General features: G+C 70.4%; 20 protein-coding genes. 10 read left to right on the forward strand and 10 right to left on the reverse strand.

Translation table 11 applies throughout. The features are described 5' to 3' along the window. Genes argS through M3M55_RS10950 form a run of 3 tightly spaced genes read right to left on the reverse strand, consistent with a single transcriptional unit; the run spans position 1 to position 3,077 of the window. Positions 1–1,644 carry an arginine--tRNA ligase gene (gene argS, locus M3M55_RS10940; RefSeq protein WP_371878694.1) on the reverse strand — a complete coding sequence of 548 codons (1,644 nt, stop codon included), beginning with the start codon at positions 1,642–1,644 and terminating at the stop codon, positions 1–3. A gap of 5 nt (positions 1,645–1,649) precedes the next feature. Then, positions 1,650–2,642 (reverse strand): TrkA family potassium uptake protein, encoded by a 993-nt coding sequence (locus M3M55_RS10945; protein ID WP_249009540.1) that lies wholly within the window; start codon positions 2,640–2,642, stop codon positions 1,650–1,652. A gap of 24 nt (positions 2,643–2,666) precedes the next feature. Then, a complete protein-coding gene (locus M3M55_RS10950; protein WP_249009541.1) occupies positions 2,667–3,077 on the reverse strand; it encodes a 23S rRNA (pseudouridine(1915)-N(3))-methyltransferase RlmH in 411 nt (136 codons plus the stop codon). A 17-nt stretch (positions 3,078–3,094) separates the two neighbouring features. Here M3M55_RS10950 and M3M55_RS10955 point away from each other — a divergent pair, with 17 nt between their 5' ends. After that, positions 3,095–3,388: a DUF3467 domain-containing protein gene (locus M3M55_RS10955; protein ID WP_249009542.1), complete on the forward strand. Its 294-nt coding sequence runs from the start codon at positions 3,095–3,097 to the stop codon at positions 3,386–3,388. Here M3M55_RS10955 and M3M55_RS10960 read toward each other — a convergent pair. Further along, positions 3,354–4,610 carry a M48 family metalloprotease gene (locus M3M55_RS10960; protein ID WP_249009543.1) on the reverse strand — a complete coding sequence of 419 codons (1,257 nt, stop codon included), beginning with the start codon at positions 4,608–4,610 and terminating at the stop codon, positions 3,354–3,356. The genes M3M55_RS10955 and M3M55_RS10960 overlap by 35 nt on opposite strands. Positions 4,611–4,626: 16 nt before the next feature. On the opposite strand from M3M55_RS10960, the gene M3M55_RS10965 reads away from it, so the two are divergent. From M3M55_RS10965 to M3M55_RS10975, 3 genes are all read left to right on the forward strand, one after another. Next, the gene (locus M3M55_RS10965; RefSeq protein ID WP_249009544.1) at positions 4,627–5,358 is read left to right on the forward strand and encodes a metallophosphoesterase; all 732 of its coding nucleotides are present in this window, start codon (positions 4,627–4,629) and stop codon (positions 5,356–5,358) included. Between the two features lie 74 nt (positions 5,359–5,432). Then, positions 5,433–6,023 (forward strand): hypothetical protein, encoded by a 591-nt coding sequence (locus M3M55_RS17445; RefSeq protein WP_305883298.1) that lies wholly within the window; start codon positions 5,433–5,435, stop codon positions 6,021–6,023. Between the two features lie 40 nt (positions 6,024–6,063). Then, complete coding sequence (locus M3M55_RS10975) at positions 6,064–7,314, forward strand: protein kinase (protein ID WP_249009545.1); 1,251 nt, start codon at positions 6,064–6,066, stop codon at positions 7,312–7,314. A gap of 275 nt (positions 7,315–7,589) precedes the next feature. On the opposite strand, the gene M3M55_RS10980 is transcribed toward M3M55_RS10975, so the two are convergent. Next, positions 7,590–7,826: a hypothetical protein gene (locus M3M55_RS10980; RefSeq protein ID WP_249009546.1), complete on the reverse strand. Its 237-nt coding sequence runs from the start codon at positions 7,824–7,826 to the stop codon at positions 7,590–7,592. A gap of 690 nt (positions 7,827–8,516) precedes the next feature. On the opposite strand from M3M55_RS10980, the gene M3M55_RS10985 reads away from it, so the two are divergent. From M3M55_RS10985 to secG, 4 genes are all read left to right on the forward strand, one after another. Further along, positions 8,517–8,927, forward strand: a complete 411-nt coding sequence (locus M3M55_RS10985) for a cytochrome c maturation protein CcmE (RefSeq protein ID WP_249009547.1) — start codon at positions 8,517–8,519, stop codon at positions 8,925–8,927. Positions 8,928–8,940: 13 nt separating this feature from the next. After that, a complete protein-coding gene (locus tag M3M55_RS10990; protein ID WP_249009548.1) occupies positions 8,941–11,184 on the forward strand; it encodes a heme lyase CcmF/NrfE family subunit in 2,244 nt (747 codons plus the stop codon). 69 nt (positions 11,185–11,253) lie between these two features. Continuing rightward, the gene (locus M3M55_RS10995) at positions 11,254–11,706 is read left to right on the forward strand and encodes a hypothetical protein (protein ID WP_249009549.1); all 453 of its coding nucleotides are present in this window, start codon (positions 11,254–11,256) and stop codon (positions 11,704–11,706) included. Further along, on the forward strand, positions 11,703–11,930 hold the full coding sequence (gene secG / locus M3M55_RS11000; RefSeq protein ID WP_249009550.1) for a preprotein translocase subunit SecG: 228 nt from the start codon (positions 11,703–11,705) through the stop codon (positions 11,928–11,930). Before M3M55_RS10995 ends, secG begins: the two co-directional genes overlap by 4 nt. Before the next feature lie 41 nt (positions 11,931–11,971). Here the strand turns inward: secG and M3M55_RS11005 are convergent, their stop codons facing one another. The 3 genes from M3M55_RS11005 to M3M55_RS11015 are packed head-to-tail and all read right to left on the reverse strand — an operon-like array spanning position 11,972 to position 15,637. Further along, the gene (locus tag M3M55_RS11005; RefSeq protein ID WP_249009551.1) at positions 11,972–12,352 is read right to left on the reverse strand and encodes a PleD family two-component system response regulator; all 381 of its coding nucleotides are present in this window, start codon (positions 12,350–12,352) and stop codon (positions 11,972–11,974) included. Then, the gene (locus M3M55_RS11010; RefSeq protein ID WP_249009552.1) at positions 12,349–13,185 is read right to left on the reverse strand and encodes an HD-GYP domain-containing protein; all 837 of its coding nucleotides are present in this window, start codon (positions 13,183–13,185) and stop codon (positions 12,349–12,351) included. Before M3M55_RS11010 ends, M3M55_RS11005 begins: the two co-directional genes overlap by 4 nt. A gap of 25 nt (positions 13,186–13,210) precedes the next feature. Continuing rightward, positions 13,211–15,637 carry an ATP-binding protein gene (locus tag M3M55_RS11015; RefSeq protein ID WP_249009553.1) on the reverse strand — a complete coding sequence of 809 codons (2,427 nt, stop codon included), beginning with the start codon at positions 15,635–15,637 and terminating at the stop codon, positions 13,211–13,213. 625 nt (positions 15,638–16,262) lie between these two features. Between M3M55_RS11015 and M3M55_RS11020 the strand changes: the two genes are divergently transcribed. After that, positions 16,263–16,457: a hypothetical protein gene (locus M3M55_RS11020; RefSeq protein WP_249009554.1), complete on the forward strand. Its 195-nt coding sequence runs from the start codon at positions 16,263–16,265 to the stop codon at positions 16,455–16,457. A 32-nt stretch (positions 16,458–16,489) separates the two neighbouring features. On the opposite strand, the gene M3M55_RS11025 is transcribed toward M3M55_RS11020, so the two are convergent. Both M3M55_RS11025 and lon read right to left on the reverse strand, forming a co-directional pair. After that, positions 16,490–17,965: an NAD-dependent succinate-semialdehyde dehydrogenase gene (locus M3M55_RS11025; protein ID WP_249009555.1), complete on the reverse strand. Its 1,476-nt coding sequence runs from the start codon at positions 17,963–17,965 to the stop codon at positions 16,490–16,492. Between the two features lie 9 nt (positions 17,966–17,974). Beyond that, a complete protein-coding gene (gene lon, locus M3M55_RS11030; RefSeq protein WP_249009556.1) occupies positions 17,975–20,356 on the reverse strand; it encodes an endopeptidase La in 2,382 nt (793 codons plus the stop codon). 168 nt (positions 20,357–20,524) lie between these two features. On the opposite strand from lon, the gene M3M55_RS11035 reads away from it, so the two are divergent. Continuing rightward, a complete protein-coding gene (locus M3M55_RS11035) occupies positions 20,525–20,980 on the forward strand; it encodes a hypothetical protein (protein ID WP_249009557.1) in 456 nt (151 codons plus the stop codon). The last annotated feature ends 48 nt before the right edge of the window (positions 20,981–21,028 follow it).

The following is a 21,028-nucleotide window of genomic DNA, read 5'->3' on the forward strand; positions in this document are numbered from 1 at the left end:
CTACATGCTCGTCGGGGCACTCACGCCGAGCATCTCGAGGACGAGCCTGAGGACACCGCCGGTCGCGCTCGCGAGAGCGACCCGGAACGCGCGGCCCTCCTCAGAGGGGGCGCCGGCAATCGGACAGTCGCGGTAGAAGGCGGTGAACTGCTGGGCGAGACCCAGGGCGTAGGCGGCGATCCGGTGCGGGGCGCGGCGCAGTGACGCCTCCGCGATCTCCTCGGGCAGGCCACACAGCTTGAGGATCAGCTCCCGTTCGCTCGCCTCGAGCTCTCCCGGGGCATCGACCCAGCCGGCGGCGCGGGCCCCGGCGAGCGTGTCGGGCCCGACCCGACCGAGCACCGAGTGGATCCGAGCATGAGCGTACTGGATGTAGTAGACCGGGTTGTCATTCGACTGGGCTCGGGCCAGATCGAGGTTGAGATCGAGCGTCCGGTCGTGGGAGCTCTGGAGCATGAAGTATCGCGTGGCGTCGATCCCGATCTCGTCGAGGAGGTCGTCGAGGGTGACGAACTCCCCGCGGCGCTTGGACATCTTTGCCCGTTCATCGCCCTCGACGAGATGAACGAGCTGCATGATCAGCGCCTCGAGTCGGTCTGGAGCTTCACCGAGGCTCGCGAACGCCGCCCGCAGGCGCGGAACGTAGCCGTGATGGTCGGCCCCGAGGACGAGGATCTGGCGCTCCCAGCCGCGGTCGCGCTTGGATTGCATGTAGGCGATATCGGAGGCGAAGTAGGTGTGGTCCCCCCCGGTGCGGTAGAGCACACGATCCTTGTCGTCGCCGAAGTCGGTCGTGCGCAGCCACACCGCGCCGTCGTGCTCGTAGACGTGGCCGGCCTCGGTGAGCTCGGCGATCGCCGCCTCGACCCCGCTTGGGCTGCCCTCGTGCAACGAGCGTTCGGAGAAGAAGCGGTCGTAGTCGACCCGGTAGCGGTGCAGGGTTGCCCGGATTTCCTCCAAGAGGTGAGTGACCGCCTGCTGGGAGAGGTCGCTCACGGGGACGGACGGGTTGGCGGCGTCCGGCAGCGCGGCGGCGATCTTGGCGACGTAGTCGCCCTGATAGCCCTCCTCAGGGACCGGCTCGCCGAGCGCGCGGGCGCGAACCGACGCGCCGAGGTGAAGGACCTGTGAGCCGAAATCGTTGACGTAGTACTCCCGTCCGACGGTGTGGCCGTAGTGGGAGAGGATGCGGGCGAGGGTGTCACCGAACGCGGCGTGGCGGCCCGATGCCGCGACGACCGGTCCGGTCGGATTCGCCGATACGAACTCCACGAGGATACGTTCGGGCGGGGCGGCCCCGCCCGCGCCGAACCGGTCGCCGGCGGCGAGGACGGCACCGAGCGCGCCGCGATGCCAGGAGGATGCGAGGGTCAGGTTGACGAAGCCTGGGCCGGCGACGGTGACCGCCGCGAGGTTGGCGCCAAGCTCGTCCTGGAGGGCATCGCAGAGTCGCTGCGCGATCTCTCGGGGCGGCTCCGCCAGGGCTGGGGCGAGGAGCATCGCCGCGTTGGTCGCGAACTCGCCCTGGGCGGCGCGCTTGGGCCGCTCCAGAGACGGGGGGGCGGCCGCGGCATGTCCGCCGCGGACCGAGGCCACCGCGCGATCGAGGGCGGCGCGCAGGTCAGAGACGGGGTCGTTGCTCACGTCCATCATCTTGCCTCAACCGGCTGGAAGGTGCTCTCGAGGGACTCGAGCACCTCCGGGGTCCCGAAGGCGATCAGACGGTCGCCGGGGTGGACCGTCACCTCGGGCGCCGGCTGGGGCTCAAACCGCCCGTCAGCTCGTTCGATGGCGATGATGACGCTCGTTCCGCGGACATCTCCGACCGTGCGGTTCGCGCCCGCGCATGCCGGCTGCACCTCGATCTGCTCGACCCGATACCCCGACAGGTCCGAGATCAGGCTCACCTGGGGATGGAGGGCGATACGGGCCATCTCAGCGCCGGTCGTCTTGTATGGGGAGACGACCCGATCGGCCCCGGCGCGGCGAAGTTTGCTGTCGGCATCGTCGCGGGAGGACCGGGAGACGATCGTGATGTCCGGGCACAGACCGCGGGCGCTGAGGGTGACGAACGTGTTCTCCGCGTCCGAGTCGACGCAGCTGATGACGGCGGCGGCTCGGTCGATGCCGGCGGCCTGGAGGGTCTCGTCGTCGGAGGCGTTCCCGAGCAGCCAGGCGATGCCGTCGGCCTCGACACGCTCACACCGTGAGGGGTCGCGCTCGATCACGACGACGGCCTGTCCGCGCGACCGCAGCTCCCGGGCGACCTCCCGGCCGACCCGTCCGTAGCCGCAGACGATGTGATGGTTCGCGTAGGTGTCGATCGTGCGTTGCATCCGGCGCAGGGCCAGGACCCCACTCAGCTGGCCGGAGACGAAGAACTCGGCGATGGTGGCGAACCCGTAGAAGAGCGTACCGATCCCCAGCAGCTCGAGGACGGCGACGATCACTCGGCCAATCGTGTTATGCGGCTCGCGAACGGTGCCAAGCGTCGTCACCGTGTCGAGGGTCCAGACGAGCCCGAAGGCGAAGGACACGTGCTGGCTGAGGGAGAAGGCGACCGCGGCGAGCACGGTGAGCCCGGTGAGGGCACTGAGCATCACCGCGAGCCGGCGGACGAACTGACGTTCGGTGGGGGTCATCGGCGCATCGAGCGAGGGCCGCCGTCAGTAGTGGTAGGGCTCACCGGCGAGGATCTTGTGGGCACGGAAGAGCTGTTCGAGCAGGACGATCCGTGCGAGCTGGTGGGGAAGCGTGAGCGGGCCGAGGCTCAGACGGTGATCGATTCCGGGTAGGGCGGGAGCCCCGAAGGCACCTCCGATGACGAAGCAGAGATCCCGGCCGTTCTGTCGGCGCTGCTCGAGAAAGCGGCTGAAGGCGAGCGAGTCGAGCCGTTCGCCGTCGAGGCTCAGCAGGGAGGTGTAGGACCGTTCGGGGAGGCGGCGGCCAAGGGCGGCGTCATCGGCGACCTCGACGATCTCCAGCCGTGCATAGCGGCTCAGGAGCTTGCGGTAGTGCTCGGCGTCGTCAACGAACGGAGGTCGCTGCTTGCCGACGGCGACGACGATGATCTGCACGGTGGGATACTAGGCGGATGGACGAACAACCGCCCGAGCGGCACATCAACATCCACTTCGCGCCCGAGGTCATGGCCGGCCACTACGCGAACTTCGCGAACGTCAGTCATTCCGAATATGAGTTCACGATCACCTACGCCCGGGTCGATCATGAGGTCGAGGAGGATGAGGTCCCCGGCGTGGTCGTGGCGCGGATCAATCTCGCCCCGAAGTTCATGCGCGAACTGATCGACGCGATGGAGGACAACTACTCCAAGTGGGTGGCGCGAGAGAACATCAAGAATCTGCCGGAGTTCGGGGGCCAGTCCTGAGCCGCTGATGGGCCCGTGCGGCGCCGATCCGCTCGAGCAGGGGCGGATGGGTCGCCACGAGGTCGCGCAGGCGCCGGCCGGCGGCGACGTCGGTCCGGCTCTGCACGGCGAGCCGCCGGAAGCAGGCGATGAGACCCTCCGGAGCGTCGGTGAGCGCGAGGCCGAAGGCATCCGTGCGCCGCTCGACCGCCCGCGACAGCGCCGCGCCGCCGACGGCGAGCGGGAAGCCCGCGAGGGTGGTGGCGAGCGACAGGGCGGGCAGGGCCCGGGGCCCGCGCAGACTCCCCGCCCGACGCGTCGTCAACTCCTGAATCGCGTAGGCGGCTCCCGGCGCGCTGAGGACGATGTAGACAAGCTGGCGCCAGACGTCGCGGTGACGGACGTGCCCGAGCTCGTGGGCGACGACGAAGCGGACCTCGTCGCGGTGGAAGTCCGTCAGCAGCGTGTCGAAGAGCACGACCCGCTTGGTCGGTCCCAATCCGCTGACGTAGGCGTTGGCCATCGTGGTGCGGCGGCTCGCGTCGACCGAGTACACCTCACCGACGTCGACCCCGGCGGCCTCTGCGAGCGCCAGCACGTCGGCGCGAGTCTCACTCTCGGGTAACGGCGTAAAGTCGTTGAACAGAGGCTCGAGGAGAACCGGGGCCAGAACGCCCGCGAGGCCGGCGACGCCGGCGATCCCGGCGGCCGCCCCGCACCACCAACGGCGCGGCGAATGGCGGGCGAGCAGGGTCGAGGCGCCCGCCAGCGCCCCGGTCAGCCCCGCCTCGACCGCCTGGGCCTTGATCCGGTCGACGCCCCAGTCACGCCAGCTGTCGGTCGCCAACCCCTCAGCGAGCGACCGTCGGCGGCTGGCGACGTCGATCGGCAGGGTGAGCAGTGTGAGGGCAGAGCCAAGCACGACGGCGGCCCCCCCGGTTCCCAGCGCCTCACCGAGCGCCCCGCCTGCCGGGCGGGTCGGCTCGTTCACAGGTCGACATCTCCGCGCGAGTGCGAGGAGTGCCGCGAGTTCGGTCGCGGTGCGGGCACCCGCCAGCCGGCGCTGGGGCTGGCCGTAGCGCCGACCGGCCGTGATCTCCTCGGCGCTGAAGTACTCCTCCGCCGCCACCGGCTCGGGGTCTGGGGCCGGTCGCGGCGGCGCGAGCAGGTGTTGGGCGAGCGCCGCTGACGCTCCCGCGACGACCAGGGCGACGGCGCTGCTGAGACGATCCGACGGCCTCACACGCGAGACTGTAGAGGTGACGATCGCGATCATCTCAGATGTCCACGGGAACCGGCCTGCGTTCGAGGCGGTGCTCGCGGACATCGCCGCGGTCGGCTGTGACCGGGTGTGGTGCCTCGGAGACCTTGTCGGCTACGGCGCCGAGCCGGACCGCTGCGTCGAGCTCGCACGGACCCATGCCGAGCTGTGCCTGGCCGGGAATCACGATCTCGCGGTGATCGGTGCGCTCCCCGTCTCGGAGTTCTCCGCCTGGGCGCTCGAGGCGGCGCTGTGGACCCAGCGGACGATCGCGCCCGACTCGGTGGCTTTCCTGCGTTCCCTGCGGTCCTCCGCTGAGCGCGACGGGATCGGCCTGTTTCACGCGAGCCCGCGCGACCCCGTGTGGGAGTACGTGCTCTCGGTGACTCAGGCAGAAGCCTGTCTGGACCGTCAAACCGAGCGTATCGCCCTGATTGGCCACAGCCACGTCGCGTTGTCGTTCTCCCGGCTCGACGGCGCCGCCACGGTCGGGGTCACCCATCAGCCGGCTGAGACCGTCGACCTTGCGGCCGGGCGCTGGCTGCTCAATCCCGGAAGCGTCGGCCAGCCGCGGGACGGAGACCCGCGGGCGGCCTGGCTGGAGCTCGACCTCGACCGTGGTGCCGCGGTCTACCAACGGATCGCCTACGACATCGATGCGGCCGCGGCGGCAATCCTCTCCGCTGGGCTTCCCGACGGGCTGGCCGAACGGCTCCGCTACGGTCAGTAACGAGCCCAGACACACCGAACCTTCCTGCAGAGCTCATCAAATTCACGCTCCGAAAGCCTCTACCCTCGGCTGCGATGCGCTTGTCACCTCGGCTGCGCACCCTGGCGGGTGCCCTCATCCTCACGGTCGCCCTCGCCGGCTGTGGGTCGAGCGGACGCCTGCTGTCCGCCGGAGCGGCGACCCAGCTCGACTCCGACCTGTCACAGGCCTCCACCGCACTCAACGATTTCAACTGCCCGGCCGCGCGCGCCGCGCTGACCAACTTCGCCAACAATGTCTCGGCCCTTCAGGGCGTCAACGCAACGCTCGTCCAGATGCTCGGGCAGGGCGTGTCTGAGGTGCGGTCCCTCGCGCAGGCGCGCTGTCCGAGCGGGGGCGCGACCGTGACGAACCCTCCCCGTACGGTGACCACCAGCACCCAGACCCGGACCCATACGACCGAGACAACGACGCGGACGAACCCGGTGACGACCACCACCACGACCGCCTCTGAGACCGCGACGAACCCCCCGACGACCACGAACGGAAGCGGAGGCGCGGCGCCGGCGACGACCACGGCCCCGCCAACCACGACGGTCGCCCCGCCCCCGGTGACGACGGTCGACAGCGGCGGCGCCGGCCTCGCCGGCGGTGCCCCGGGGGGCGGCCCCGGAGGTGCGGGATGAGGAGCGAGATCCCGGGGGCGGGTACTTTCGGAGGCGCGTCATGAGCGGCGCGACCGCGCCGATCGCCGGGCGTTACCGAGTTGAGGGCCGGCTTGGCGTCGGTGGGATGTCGACGGTGATGCTCGCCTTCGACGAACGCCTCGAGCGCTACGTCGCGCTGAAGCTGCTGGCCGAGCATCTCGCCGACGACCCGACCTTCGTCTCGCGCTTCCGGCGGGAGGCGCTCGCCGCCGCCCGTCTGATCCACCCGAACATCGTCCAGGTGTATGACTTCGGGCTCGACCGCTCCATCAGCCAGCACTTCATCGTGATGGAGCACGTGGCGGGCCGCTCATGTGCAGAGCTGTTGCGAGAGCGCGGCCATCTCGACGTCGGCCAGACGGTGGAGATCGTCAGCCAGGCCTGCCGAGGGCTCGACTACGCCCACCGCAACGGGGTCGTCCACCGTGACGTGAAGCCCGGCAACCTGCTCGTCTCCGATGCGGGGACGACGAAGCTGGCCGACTTCGGGATCGCTCGGGCGACCAACCAATCGTCGATCACCCAGGTCGGCTCGGTGCTCGGCACCGCCGCCTACCTGGCTCCCGAGCAGGCTCGGGGTGAGGTGGCCGGACCCCGCGCCGATCTCTACTCACTCGGCGTTGTCACCTATCAGCTGTTGTCCGGGCGGTTGCCCTATGAGGCGGGCTCTCTCTCGGAACTCGCCCTCAAGCAGCAGCGGGAGCTGCCGACCCCGTTGCGACAGCTCAACCCCGAGGTGCCGCGTGAGCTCGCGCAGGCGATCGAGCTGGCAATCTCGATCGACCCAGAGGAGCGGCCTGGCGACGCGGTCGAGCTCGGTGAGCTGCTCCGCGATGGCGCACGGGGGATTTCGCCCTACGAGGAGGCCGCACCGCCGCCGGCGGCGACCGCCCGGACGCGGGCGCTCACTCCGCGCGCCGACCCGACGGCCGCGACCCGGATCGTCGCCGCCCCGCGACGGACCGCCGCGACGCCGCGCCAGGTGCCCGCAGGCAGGCCGCCGCTCGCCGATCCGCCGACCCCCGTGCCTGGATACGGTCGCTCCGGGCCAGCTCGGTGGCGAGAGGAGCCGACGGCGCGGGGCGGGCGCGCGTGGCCGTGGACGGTGGCGATCCTGCTCGGCCTCATCGTGGTGATCGCCGTCGTCGTGGTGATCCTCGCCAGCTCCCGCCACGGTGTGGTCGTCCACTATCAGCAGATCGTCGCTCATGACGCCCAGAGCGCGATCGCGAAGCTGAAGGCGGTCATCGCCCACTACACCGGCGGCTGAACGTCGTTGCCTGCGCGACCTGTGAGAGCGGGCTGTGAGGCTTCCCCCGCGGGCCCGCGCGCGGGTCCGGTCCCGTGGGCGATCAGGGAACGGCCGGTGCCTCTCCGGCGAGCACGCGCCGGCACGTGTCGGCGCGGTCGCCGGCGTCGACCGCCACCCGGTGCTGGGCCATCAGCCGGCTGAGCAAGCTGAGATTGTGCAGGGTTTCGGCGCTCCGATGCGTGCCGCCCGTCGCGGACCTCGGATCTCCCGGGCCGGACGAGAGTCGAGACGGCTCAGTTACAGATCCGGCAGCGACCGCGATGGCATTCGCAGGCCGGCACGACCGCGATCACCTTGACCGGGCCCCACAAGCGCAGCCACCCGCGGGCCACGGGTTCGCTGCGATCGGCCTGGCCGCCGGGCCAGCATTCGCGCAGCAGGCGGTCGGCCAGCAGCAGGGTCTCATGCTCGGGTCGCGCCGCGGCGCGAATGTGCAGTTCCCAATCTCTGATCTCCGGTTCGTCACGCACACCCTCTATACGACGGGGAGCGGGTTCCGGTGACGGGCTCTGTGAGGGATCTCCCAGAGTTGTCCGTCCGCCCGACCCCGGATCGGCCACGTGACGGGGACCGGCCGGGTTCACCTTGGGCATCCGCCCCCTCGGGCGGCCCGAGGACTGCGGGCTCACCAGGCGTGGCCGGCTCCGCAGTGCGGGCAGGACACCGAGGTGATGACCGGCGCCGCGAAGATGAACCCACAGGCGCATCTGTGGAGACTCTCCCCGAGCGTCTCTTCGAGCACCGATTCGCGGGACGAGTCGCGCGGGGCGCCGCCCCGCCGTACGGCGGTCGCCACCGGGGCCGGCGTCGGCGGCCCCGACCGCACCTGTGGCGTCGCCGAGCGGTGGGCAGGGCCGGGGAGGGGTGCGGCCCGCCGAGAGCGGAGGCGGAGAGCGCTGCGCAGGAGAGAGTCGGAGTGGGGGGGTGAGGTCGGCATCTGTATCGACAAGAACGGCCGCGCCGGGGTTTCGTTTCTCGACCTGGCTCGAGCGTCATCTCCGCGTAATCGGGCGCTAATGCGGCGCCCGCTGGGCACGGCAAGGAGCGCGACGACAGGGGGCAACCGCCCGGTCGGGATCCGGTGGCGAACGCTTCGGAGTCGGTTAAGGATCGAGCTGAGACGGCAGCCGAGGTCCGCGGTGTGTGAAAATGGCAGCGGCATGAACCCGAGTCGTAAGCGAGCGATCCGTTTGAGCGTCGCTCTCACCGCAGCCGTTCTCCTCGCCAGCGCCCTCATCTACGTCAGCTTCAGTGCCGGCCGAGATGAGTTGACCGCAGCCCAGTTGCTGGTCAAAGCGCGACCGGGAGGCCAGTACATCCTCGCCGGAACCGTGGAGAACGGGTCGGTCCGTCGGGTCGGTTCGCTCCTGCATTTCCGCGTGCTCGCCCCGAACCGCCGTGCCTCGGTGCCGGTGACCTACAGCGGCGTGGTCCCCGATCCCTTCGCCCCGGGCCGCGCGGTGATGGTGAACGTCACCGACGACAACGGCGAGTTCGTGGGACAGCAGAACACGCTGACGACCAAATGTCCGTCCAAATATCAGGCCGCCTCCGGTGCGGCCGTGAGCTGATCGACTCACCGGCGTGGCTGCGCTCGGGCACGCGATTCTGATCATCGCATTCCTGCTCTGCCTCTACGGAGCCGGGGCGTCGATCTACGGCGTCCGGACCGGCGCCAACGACTGGATCGTCTCCGGCCGACGGTCGGTCTACACGCTCGCTGTGCTGATGGTGATCGCCTTCGCCCTCGTCGAGGACGCCTTCATCGCCAACAACTTTCACTTCCGGATTGTTGCCTCCTCCTCAGCGACGACGATCCCGCTCTACTACCGGATGGCGGCACCGTGGTCCTCCCAGCAGGGCTCACTGCTGCTCTGGGTGACGCTGCTCTCCTTCTGGTCGAGCATCGTGCTCTTCCTGACGCGTCGACGGATGCGGGAGATCGCCCCGTATGCGACGGCGACGCTGCTCGGCTTTGCGGCCTTCTTCGATGGGCTCGCAATCTTCTACTCCAACCCGTTCTCGCAGCTGCCCGCCGGCCAGGTCCCGGTCCAGGGGAATGGTCTTGACCCGCTGCTGATGCATCCGACGATGATGATCCACCCGCCGATGCTCTACACGGGGTACACGCTGATGGCGGTCCCGTTCGCCTTCGCAGTCGGCGCGCTCATCTCCGGACGGCTCAACTCCGAGTGGATCCGCGACACGCGCCGGTTCGCCCTGGCGGCCTGGCTCGCCCTCGGGACGGGGATCATGCTTGGGATGCTCTGGTCCTACACGGAGCTGGGCTGGGGCGGCTACTGGGGCTGGGACGCGGTCGAGAACGCCGCGCTGCTGCCGTGGCTGACGATGACCGCGTTCATCCACTCGATCCAGATCCAGGAGAAAAGGGGGATGCTGAAGGTGTGGAACGTCAGCCTCGTGCTCCTGTCCGGGGTGCTGACGATCTTCGGGACGTTCCTTGTCCGCTCCGGCGTCCTCGATTCGATCCACGCCTTTGGCGCATCGACGCTCGGCGTCCCCTTCGTGATCCTCCTCGCCGTGATGTTCTTCGGCTCGATCGGCCTCGTGCTGTGGCGCCGGGACAGTCTCCGCACCGAGCATCGGATCGACGCTCTGCTCTCGCGGGAGGCGGCGTTCCTGCTCCAGAACGTCGTCCTTGTGGCGCTCGTGTTCGTGATCTTCTGGATCACGGTCTTCCCGCTGATCTCCCAGGCCCTCACCGGCACGAAGGTGTCCGTTGGCCCGCCGGCCTTTGCCCCGTTCGTCGTCCCGCTCGGCCTTGCGCTCGTCCTGCTCACCGGGGTCGGCCCGATGATCTCCTGGCGACGGGCGACGGTCGCCAACCTGCGCAAGAACTTCGTCTTCCCCGTCAGCGTCGGGATGATCGTCCTCGTCCTCTGCCTCAGCGTGCTCAACACCGGCGGCCATCTCCTTGCGACGCTGATGTTCGGGTTCGGCGCCTTCGTGATCGCGGGGGTCGTCCAGGAGTTTCACCGTGGCGCGAGCGTGCGCCGTACGCTCACCCACCGCTCCTACCCGGCCTCGATGTACGGGCTCGTGCGGCGCAACCGCCGTCGCTACGGGGGTTACCTCGTGCACCTCGGGTTCGCCGCGGCAATGATCGGTGTCGCCGCATCCAGTGCCTTTGAGCACTCCAATACGGTCACGCTCGCGCCTGGGCAGAGCACGGTCGTCGGGCACTACCGGTTCTCCTACGTCCGCCCGACCGAATCGGTGAGCTCGGAGAAGGTCGTCCTCGGGGCGCTCATCAATGTCACCCAGAACGGACGCCACGTGACAACCCTGCGTACCGAGCGCGGCATCTATCCGAACACCGCCGACGCCGCCGGAGACGGGATCGTCGGCCAGTACTTCGACACCGCGAACGCCGACACGACCGTCGGCCTCGACACCGGTCCGTTGAAGAACATCTGGTCGGTCGTCCAGTCCGAACCGACCACACGCATGGTCACCCTGATCAACAGCGGCAACCGCCTTCTCTTCAAGGCGGAGGCGACGATTCTCGCGCGGACCCGCGGAGAGTCCGCCGCCGCCCAGGACTACGCCGTCAACCACGACCCGATCGACGGGCTCACGCTTCCGCAGATCCGGAACATCGCGGTCGCCGGGATCGCCCGGCAGTACGTGACCCACCCGATCCCCGTCCAGTTTCTCCTCATCGTCAGTCCGATGGTGATGTGGCTGTGGCTCGGTGGAGCGATGATGGTTCTGGGGGCGGTCATCTCGCTGTGGCCCGCCCCGCTGGCGGCCCGCCGCCGCGAACTCGCCCTGTACCGCTCCCGGCTGGCCCGTGAGCTCGCCTGACGCGCGGCCGGCGCTGCCGGCGCGCCGGCGCGTGGAGCCACCCCAAGACCGACGCGCGTACGGACGCTCATGATCGCCTTCCTGCTCGTCCTGGCGGTCGCTCTCGGTGTCTGCGTTGCCGTCGCGTCCCCGTGGCGCTGGCGTCGTGGCGAGGTTCAGGAGGGTGATGCGCGCGAGCGCAGCGCCCAGCTCGCCGTCCGGAATCTCGAGGCGGCCCGAGACGCCAAATACGCCGAGATTCGCGACGCTCGCCTGGACCTGGAGACGGGCAAGCTCTCCCAGGTGGACTTTGACGCCGTCGACGGCGGACTCCGCGCTGAAGCGGTGGAGATCCTCCGGCGCCTCGACCGTGCGCGCGCCCGGCTTGAGCGGGCGCGCACCGGAACAAGCGACCCTGCGGGCGACTCCGGTGCCGACGATGACGCCGACGCTGGGGTCGAGCCAGCGTTCCCGGACCGAGACGGGCCGACGCCTCCGACGGAGCGGACGGGTGCGGGCAGCTACCATCAGCGGCCGACATGACCTTCGTCCTCGATTTCCTCGAAGTGATCGTCAGCCTCGTGCTGATCCTGCTCGTGCTGATGCACTCGGGCAAGGACTCCGGGCTCTCGGGTGCCTTCGGCGTCGGGAGCGGAGCCGGCCCGCTCGGAGGTGGCTCCACGGTTGAGAAGAATCTCAACCGGTGGACGGTCGGCTTCGCCGTCGTCTTCTTCCTCATCACGATCATCCTCGTCAAGATCGGCTGACGCTTCGTGATGGGCGCTGGCCCGTCCGATCCGGACCGCTGTCAGAGGCCCTGACCGGGGCCGAGGGCGTCGACGAGCCGGAGCAGATCGAGTGGGCTGAACGGTTTGGTGAGAAACAGGTCGGCCCCCGCCTCCGAGGCTCGGTGCTCCACCTCATCGACATTCGCCGCTGTCAGCATGACGATCGTCGCACCGCGCGTCTCGGCGGCCGCACGCAGCCGGGCACAGGCGGTGATCCCGTCGAGCCGAGGCATATCGACGTCGAGGAAGATGAGGCGGGGTCGGAGGACGGCGCCACGTTCAAGCGCCTCGACGCCGTCCGCGGCCTCCACGAGTTCGAACCCGGCGACGTCCTCCAGTGTCGTCGCGATCAGCTTGCGGATAAACGGGTCGTCGTCGACGATGAGGACACAGCCGCTCATGGGGAGGCGAGCGCGGCGAGAACCGCGTCAGGGATCGTGCCGAACGCGCTGGCGACCACTGGATCGAAATGGCGACCGCTGACGGCAATGATCTCCTCCCGAGCCTCGGCGAAGGAGGAGGCCGTGCGGTAGGGGCGAGAGGTGGTGAGGGCGTCGAAGACGTCGGCAACGGCGAAGATCCGGGCCGCGAGCGGGATCGCGTCCCCCGCCAGGCGGTCGGGGTAGCCGGAACCGTCCCAGCGTTCGTGGTGGGAGCGGATGACCGCGGCGGCATCTCCGGCGAGGAACGGGATCTCGGCGATGATCTCCGCGCCGATCACCGGATGGCGCTCCATCACCGCCCGCTCCTCGGTGGTGAGCGGGCCCGGCTTATGCAGGATGCCGTCGGGAATCGCCACCTTGCCGACGTCGTGGAGGAGGAAGCCGAACTCGGTCGCCGGATCGTCGGCGAGCGCGACACCCATCGCGCGAGCGACGGTCAGGCCGTAGGCAGCGACACGCTCGGCGTGCTTGGCCGTGTAGGCGTCTCGGGCCTCGACGGCGTTGGAGAGGGCGCGGACGGTGACGATGTAGGAACGCTGCAGCTCCAGCGCCCGTGCCCGCTCCTGCTTGAAGATCTCCCGCAGGTCCGCGGCATACCGTTCGAGTTGGACCTCCTTGGCCTCCGATTCGCGCACTCGAGCCTCCAGCTCGCCCTGGGTCGCGGCGAGCTCGACGCGCAGCCTCGCCAGCTCCACGCGCAGCCCTTCCAGCTCATCCTGTGCTCGGTCTCGCACCGCGGGCAGCGGCACCGACTTGGGGCCGACGCCGGAAGAGTGGGGCCCCGATGCCATCCGCGCCAGCGTACCGGGCCGACGCTCAGTCATGCGCGTCCCCATCGGCGGCGGTGAGCGGCGGTTCCAGGGCGGCGGCGAGCGAACGCGCCGCCGCCTCGATCGGGACGACCTCGAGCCCGAGCTGCTTGGCCCCCAGTGCGGGCGGGGTGACGCCGTCCTCGAACAGGATCACCGCCCGGCGGCGGCGCCGTCCACGCAGGGTGAGAGCGCCGAGCAGGGCCTGCGGGCTGGACAGACCGACGTCAATGAGGGCGACCTCAAACAGCCGTTCGCTGCAGGCTCGCGCTGCGGCCAGCCCGCTCGTCTCCCACTGGTAGGGGATGCCGAGGGCGTCGAGGGACGGCGTGAGAAGCCCCTTGAGCGCATCCCGAGCGATCACGAGAACCCGGGTGCGGCCCATGCTGACCGCCGTCCCGAGAACCGTCGCGAGTTCCGCTGCGTCGACGGGCTTGGAGACGATCCACTCGCCCGACAGCTGCTCCATGTCCGCGAACGCCGACACGAAGACGACCGGGATCGCGGCGAGGGACGGGTCCGCGCGCAGGGCGCGCAGGAGCTCGACGCCGTCCATCTCCGGCATCGCCACGTCCACGGTGATCGCGTCAAACCGGTCCCGTCGGGCGAGGGCGAGAGCCTCCCGGCCGCTGCCGGCGATCGTCACCGCGACGTCAAAGGGGGAGAGCTGGTCGGCGATCAGGCGGGCGAGGGCGCGCTCATCATCGACGGCGAGCACCCGTCGGCCCCGGAGCGCCTCGAGGGTGGGCGGCAGTCCCGCGTCGGCCGCGGCGGCGGCGGGCAGCGATACCCGAAACGTGCTGCCCCGGCCCGGTTCGGACACGGCCTCGATCTCACCGCCGATCAGCTCGACGAGAGATCGGACGATTGACAGACCCAGCCCCGTGCCCGGCGCCCCCTGGCCGTCATCGGCCCGGTAGAAGCGGTCGTAGATCCGCGCGAGCTGCTCGGGGGTCATCCCGGCACCGGTGTCGGCGACGGTGATCCTCACCCGGCCTTCGCGCGCGTCGGCCGACAGGGCGAGGTGGCCGCCGTCGGGCGTGTACAGGTGAGCGTTGGTCAGCAGGTTCTGGACGATCTGGCGCAGCCGTGCCGGGTCGGCCCAGGCGAGCGGCAGCGCGGCGGCGACCTCGACGCCGAGCCGCTGGTTCCTGGCCGCCACCCGCGGTCCCATCATCTCCGCCAGCTCGTTGAGCAGCTCGCCGACGTCGACGGCCCGCGGCCGAACCTGAACCTGATCGGCCTCGAGGCGGGCGACGTCGAGCAGGTCGTTGACGAGCTCGACGAGCCGGTCGGTCGAGCGGAGGATGATCGTGACGAACTCTCGCTGGCGGTCGGTCAGGTCCGCGCCCGACTTGGCGAGCAGCTCGACGAACCCTTTGATCGAGGTGAGCGGGCTGCGCAGCTCGTGGGAGGCGGTGGCGATGAACTCGGACTTGGCTCGGTCGAGTGCGGCCCATTGGGTCATGTCGCGGACCGTCCAGACCGTTCCGTCTCCGGCCCCGTCGGGGCCGACCTGAGCGGCGCTGATCGCGAGGGTGCGTCCCCGTGACTCGATGCTCACCTCACGGTCAAGGGCGGCCTGAAGCAGCGGAAGCGGACTGTCGGGCCCGTCCGCTCTCGTCCCCGGAGCGAGCGCGGGGACGAGCTCGCCGGCCCGCGGGTTGGCGGCGGCGATCACCGTCGAGCCGGGCTCTGTGACGAGCAGGCCGTCCCCGAGGCCGGCGATGGTCGTCGCGAGGCGTCGGCGTTCGTGCTCAAGGCGCGCCGTCGTTGCTTCGAGGTTGGAGGCCATCGCGTTGAAGGCGGTCGAGAGCTGCTGGAGCTCCTGAGGGCCGGCCGGGGCGACTCGCCGGCCGAGCTCCCCGTCCGCGAGCGCCCGGGTTGCGTCGACGAGCGCGTCGAGGGGACCGCGCATCGCCCGGATCAGCAGCGCGACGAGTGCGAGCGCGGTGAGCAGGGCGACGATGCCTGCGGCGACGATGATCGCGAGCGCGCGCCGAGAGCGGGTGCGAGTCAGCTCACGCGCGCGAGCCTGCCGGACGGTCTGGTGCTGCTGGAGGCGGCCGGCCGCCGCGAGCGCGGCATTCGCGCTGGCGGCGTCGATCTCCGCTCGGAGCAGCCGGGCGCTCACCGGGTGGGCGGCGGCGAGTCCGATCGCTCGGCTCTCAGCGGAGCGGTAGGCGACGGCGGCTTGGCGTTGAGCGGCGGTGGGGTGCCCATGGACCTCGGCGGCGATCGTCTCGACGACGACCGAGGCGGTCGCCAGGTTCGCCGCCGCGCCAGCCAACTCTGCGCTGTTGACAAGCGTGTTCTCGTAGCCCTGGCGGGCCTCATACAGGCTGGCGACCCCGACGGCGGCGATCACCGCGAGGGTGAGAGTGAGGCCGACGAGGGCGACCCGGAGCGAGCGGGCGATCGAGAAGCGCGGCATCCTGGCGGAGTGTGCCGAAGCGACCGTGTTCTGCAAGGTACCATCTTCCGGTGTGGGTCTGAGACGGTCCTGGGTGAGGCAGGTGTTCGGCGCGTCGGGAATCGCGCTCGTCCTTCCCGCGGCCGTTCTCGGCACGTTCGTCCTCCTCGCCCTGACCGGACGGTTCGGTCCTCTCAGCAGCGTCGGGCAGATCATCGAGGGACCGTCGGTCGCGGCGACGGCTGCCGGCGGCGGTGGGGTTCCGGCGACGAGCCGCACCCTCGCCGCAGCCCTGGCGGCCAATCACGCTCTCACCGGCTCCCGGCTGACGGGCTCGGGAGCCGGTCCCGCGCGCTCCCGAACCAGCGGGAATGCCGTCAGCGTGCGTCGCTCGGGGGCATCTGCGGCGTCGTCCGGTGTGGCCGCCACCGCGTCCGGGTCGGCCCCGCCCGGCGCCGGGGCGCCGGCGTCCGCTCAGCAGGCCGGCGGCGGCCATCGGCCCCCGGCGTCGGGGGGCGCGGGCCACGGGCACCCGCGCACACCGGTTCCGGCCCCGACATCGGCTCCGGGTACCCCCACAGCCGCGAGCTCCCCACCGACCCCCCGTCCACACCCACGTGGACCCGCAGGTTTGCCGGCGGGCGTGGTGTACAGCCTCGCCGGCGGCGTGTCCCGCATCAGTGCACAGCTTGCTGCCGTCACGGCTCTGGTCCCTCCGCCGCTCGGCCGAGCCGTCGGCGGCACGGCGACGACCGTGGGCTCGAGCGTCACGAAGCTCCTCGACGGCGCCGCCGGATCGGTTTCGGGCCCGCAGATCAGCGCCGCGGCCGGCGGCCGCTGAGACCGCTGGCCACGCCGCCACCCCCGAGCGGATCAGTCGAGCTTGATCGCCACGTACTTGGTCTCCAGGTATTCGTCGATCCCCTCGGGGCCGCCTTCCCGGCCAAACCCTGACTGTTTGACCCCTCCGAAGGGCGCGGCCGGGTTGGAGACGAGGCCCTGGTTCAGTCCGATCATGCCGGTCTCGAGCGCTTCGCTGACCCGCAGCGCGCGCGTGATGTCGCGCGTGTAGACGTAGGCGACGAGCCCGAACTCGGTGGCGTTGGCGGCCTGGATGGCCTCCTCCTCCGTCTCGAAGCTGCTGACCGGGGCGACCGGGCCGAAGATCTCCTCCGAGAGCAGGCGGCTGTCGGAGGGGACTCCGGCGAGGACCGTCGCCTCGTAGAAGTAGCCGGGGCCGTCCGGGGCGTGGCCGCCGGTGAGCGTCCGAGCTCCGCGGTCGACCGCGTCATCGACGAGTTCGGCGACCTTGTTGCGCTGGGTCGCGTCGATGAGCGGACCGAGTTCGACGCCACCCTCGGTGCCGCGTCCCAGCTTCATCGCGCCGAGGCGGGCGGCCAGCTTCTCCGCGAAGGCGTCGGCAACCGGCGCGGCGACATGGAACCGGTTCGCCGCGGTGCACGCCTCCCCGCCGTTGCGCATCTTCGCGACGATTGCACCTTCGACGGCCGCGTCCAGGTCGGCATCCTCGAACACGAGGAACGGCGCGTTGCCCCCCAGCTCCATGCTCAGGCGCAGCAGGCCGTCGGAGGCCTGGCGCATCAGCGCCCGTCCGACCTCGGTCGAACCGGTGAAGGAGAGTTTGCGCAGCCGCGGATCGGCGATCAGCGGACCGCTGACGTCGGCGGCCGACTCGGCGGTGATGATGTTGAGGACGCCGTCGGGCAGACCGTTCTCCTGGAGGATCTTGCCGAGCGCGAGCATCGACAGCGGCGTCTGCTTGGCCGGCTTGACGACCATCGTCGCGCCGGCCGCGATCGCCGGACCGATCTTGCGGGTGCCCATCGCGAGTGGGAAGTTCCACGGCGTGATGAGCAGGCAGGGCCCGACGGGCTGGCGCATCGTCAGCAGCCGGCTCCCGCCCGACGGGTTGACCGCGTAGCGGCCGTCGATGCGGACGGCCTCCTCGGAGAACCAGCGCAGGAACTCGGCGGCGTAGAGGATCTCGGACTTCGACTCGCTGACGGGCTTGCCCATCTCGAGAGTCATCAGCAACGCGAGCTCGTCGGCGCGGGCGACCACCGACTCGAAGCTGGCCCGGAGGATCTCTCCACGCTCGCGCGGGGGGGTTCGCGCCCAGTCGGCCCCGGCCGCAACGGCGGCGTCGAGGGCGGCGCGCGCGTCGTCGGGGGAGGCGTCGGCGACCTCGGCGATCGTCTCACCCGTCGAGGGGTCCTCGACCGCGAGGGTGCCGCCCCCGCCGTCGACCCAGCGGCCGCCGATGAGGAGCTGGTGCGGGGCGGCGTCGACCGTCGCCCGTTCGTGCGGGGAAAGCGTCGTGGTGGACATCCTCACAACCTATCGCGGGGCGCCCGCGGGGGAGGACGCCTCCTCGAGGGCGACGGTGAGGACCTCATCGACGGTCATCGCGAAGTGGAAGGTCATCGCGTCACGCACCTCGGCGGGCACCTCATCCATGTCGCCGCGGTTGCGTTCGGGCAGGACGACGGTGGAGAGACCGGCGGCGTGGGCGGCGAGCACCTTCTGCTTGACCCCACCGATCGGCAGGACGCGACCCTGCAGGGTGACCTCGCCGGTCATGCCCACGGTGTGCCGCACCGGCCGGCCGCTGAGCAGCGACGTGAAGGCCGTCACCATCGTCACCCCGGCGGATGGGCCGTCCTTGGGGATCGCGCCCGCGGGGACGTGGACGTGGAAGGACTTGCCGGTGAACGCGCTTGGGTCGACACCGAGCTCCTCCGCGTGCCCGCGCACGTAGGAGAGGGCGATCTGGGCGGACTCCTTCATCACCTCTCCGAGCTGGCCGGTGAGGGTCAGGCCTCCCGCCCCGTTGGCGCTCTCCATCGCCGTCGCCTCCACGAACAGGACGTCACCGCCGGCGCCGGTCACGGCCAGTCCGGTGGCGACTCCGGGAACCGCCGTGCGCACCGCCGACTCCTGGAAGAAGCGCTGGCGTCCGAGAGCGTCCCGGACCGCCTCGATGTCGAGAGTGACCGGGGGCGCTGTCTCCGTTGTCCCGACCGCATCGGTTGTGGTTGTGCTCGGACCGCCGTCGGATCCCGCATTGCCGCCCGCGGCGCCGGCGGGCAGTGCGGCGGCGATCCGGGTTGCCGTCTTGCGCAGGATCGTTCCGAGCTCCCGCTCGAGCTGGCGGACGCCGGCCTCCCGCGTGTACTCGGTCACCACCGTCTCAAGGAGTGCATCGGAGATTGTCACCTCCTCCGCGCGCAGGCCGTTGCGATCGAGTTGGCGGGGCCACAGGTAGCCGCGGGCGATCGCGACCTTCTCCGAGGTCGTGTAGCCGTCAAAGCGGATCACCTCCATCCGGTCCAGCAGCGGGCCCGGGATCGTGTCGGCCATGTTTGCCGTCGCGATGAAGAGAACGTTCGAGAGATCGAGCTCGACGTCAAGGTAGTGGTCGCGGAAGCTGCCGTTCTGGGCCGGGTCGAGCACCTCCAGCAGGGCAGAGGCGGGATCGCCGCGCCAGTCGTTGCCGACCTTGTCCACCTCATCGAGCATGATCACCGGGTTCATCGTTCCGGCGTCCCGGAGGGCGCGCACGAGGCGGCCGGGAAGAGCGCCGATGTAGGTCCGGCGATGGCCGCGGATCTCCGCTTCGTCACGGACCCCCCCGAGGGACATACGGACGAACTCCCGTCCGGTCGCGCGGGCGATCGACTCCCCGATCGAGGTCTTCCCGGTTCCGGGAGGGCCGATCAGCGTGAGGATCGCGCCGGAGCGGCGGTCCTCCTGGATCCCACGCTCGGTCCGCAGTCGCTTGACCGCGATGTACTCGACGATTCGATCCTTGACGTCCTCGAGGCCGGCGTGTTCGCGGTCGAGGATCTCCCGTGCGTAGCCGGGGTCGAGGCGCTCGTCCGACCGTGTGTCCCACGGGACGGCGATCAGCCAGTCGAGGTAGGTGCGGATGACGCTCGACTCGGCGGACTGCTCGCCGACGCGCTCGAACCGACCGAGTTCCTTCTCCGCCTGCTCGCGGACGGCGCCGGGCATTCCGGCCTCGGCGATCTTCGTCCGGTACTCCTCGATCACCGAACCGTCGTCCTCACCGAGTTCCTTGCGGATCGACTCCATCTGCTTGCGCAGGAAGTACTCGCGCTGCTGCTTCTCCGCGCCCGACTCAACGTCCTCGCGGATCCGCTTGCGCACCTGCAGTTCGGCAAGACGCTCGCGCTGGAACTCGAGGGCGAGCGCGAGCCGCTCGCCGACGTCGGTCCGCTGCAGCAGCTGCACCCGCTGTTCGTAATTGAGGTCGGGCGAGTAGCCGCTCGTGTCCGCAAGTGCGCCGGGCTCGGTGATTGACCGCAGGAACTGGGCGACGCGCCCGTCGTCACCGCGCAGTTCGAGGATCTCCTCGACGACGGCTCGGTACTCGCGCTCGAGCTCGCGCGTCTCCCGGCTCGTCGTGCCGGTCGGGTCCGGTGCCTCCTCGACTTCGACGTAGAGCCGGCCGTCGGGCATCGTGGAGGCCGCACCGGCGATGCCGCGGTGGCGACCCTCGAGTACGGAGGCGCGCGCGCCCCCGGGCAGGCGGACGCGGTCAGAGACGGTCGCCACCGTGCCGACCCCCGCGTACTCCTTCTCGTGCCGGGGGACGAGCAGCACCGTCTCCTCGTCGGCGGTGTCCACGGCAAGCGTCACCGACATGCCGGGAAAGACGACCGCGTCATCGAGCGGTACGAGCAGAAGTCTGGTCATCGAGAAACCACTTTCATCGAGGCTTACTGACTGACAGAAGGCCGAAGGGTATCAATCGCCGCGCGAACAGACCGGATGATCTCAGCGGTGCTGACTAAGATTATCAGCATCTTGGGTTTGCGGATCCGGGTACTGGCGCCGGGCCCTCCCGTCTGAGAAGATCCCCGCATGCCAGCCGACGACCCGTCTCCGCATGATGTCCTCGCGGCGGAGGAGTTCGTCCTCCCCGCCCCGGACCCCGCTCTCGCCGACGCCGAGCCCCACGATGTCCTCGCGGCGGAGGAGTTCGTCCTCCCCGCCCCGGACCCCGCTCTCGCCGACGCGGAGCCCCACGACATCCTCGCCGCCGAGGAGTTCGCCCTGCCCGCCCCCGACCAGATCCTGACGGTCACAAGCGCTCCGCTCGAGCTGCCGGCGAGCCCCTATGACCCCGCCGGGGTCGACCCCCCCCACGACGTGCTCGCCGCCGAGGAGTTCGCCCTCCCGGGGACGGTCGCTTCCGCCTCAGGACACACGGCCAGTCCGCGGTCCCGCCGCCGGCGCCGAGCCGGGTGGGGGGTGCTCGCGCTGCTCGGGGGACTCGGGCTCATGCGCCGGCGCCGGCGCCGCGGCCGCGGCGGCTGATCGAAGGCACACCGTCATCCGGGTCGGCCTCAGGAGGCGCCGGAGCCG

This window comes from Conexibacter sp. DBS9H8 (genome assembly GCF_023330685.1).
In the GTDB taxonomy this organism is placed as follows: Bacteria; Actinomycetota; Thermoleophilia; order Solirubrobacterales; family Solirubrobacteraceae; genus Palsa-465.

Coding starts and splice junctions, on each gene's coding strand:
- M3M55_RS10945 (WP_249009540.1), bottom strand. CDS start 2,642: ATGACCCCCACCGAACGTCAGTTCGTCCGCCGGCTCGCGGTGATGCTC.
- M3M55_RS10955 (WP_249009542.1), top strand. CDS start 3,095: ATGGACGAACAACCGCCCGAGCGGCACATCAACATCCACTTCGCGCCC.
- M3M55_RS17445 (WP_305883298.1), top strand. CDS start 5,433: ATGCGCTTGTCACCTCGGCTGCGCACCCTGGCGGGTGCCCTCATCCTC.
- M3M55_RS10975 (WP_249009545.1), top strand. CDS start 6,064: ATGAGCGGCGCGACCGCGCCGATCGCCGGGCGTTACCGAGTTGAGGGC.
- M3M55_RS10985 (WP_249009547.1), top strand. CDS start 8,517: ATGAACCCGAGTCGTAAGCGAGCGATCCGTTTGAGCGTCGCTCTCACC.
- M3M55_RS10995 (WP_249009549.1), top strand. CDS start 11,254: ATGATCGCCTTCCTGCTCGTCCTGGCGGTCGCTCTCGGTGTCTGCGTT.
- secG (WP_249009550.1), top strand. CDS start 11,703: ATGACCTTCGTCCTCGATTTCCTCGAAGTGATCGTCAGCCTCGTGCTG.
- M3M55_RS11005 (WP_249009551.1), bottom strand. CDS start 12,352: ATGAGCGGCTGTGTCCTCATCGTCGACGACGACCCGTTTATCCGCAAG.
- M3M55_RS11010 (WP_249009552.1), bottom strand. CDS start 13,185: ATGGCATCGGGGCCCCACTCTTCCGGCGTCGGCCCCAAGTCGGTGCCG.
- M3M55_RS11015 (WP_249009553.1), bottom strand. CDS start 15,637: ATGCCGCGCTTCTCGATCGCCCGCTCGCTCCGGGTCGCCCTCGTCGGC.
- M3M55_RS11025 (WP_249009555.1), bottom strand. CDS start 17,965: ATGTCCACCACGACGCTTTCCCCGCACGAACGGGCGACGGTCGACGCC.
- lon (WP_249009556.1), bottom strand. CDS start 20,356: ATGACCAGACTTCTGCTCGTACCGCTCGATGACGCGGTCGTCTTTCCC.
- M3M55_RS11035 (WP_249009557.1), top strand. CDS start 20,525: ATGCCAGCCGACGACCCGTCTCCGCATGATGTCCTCGCGGCGGAGGAG.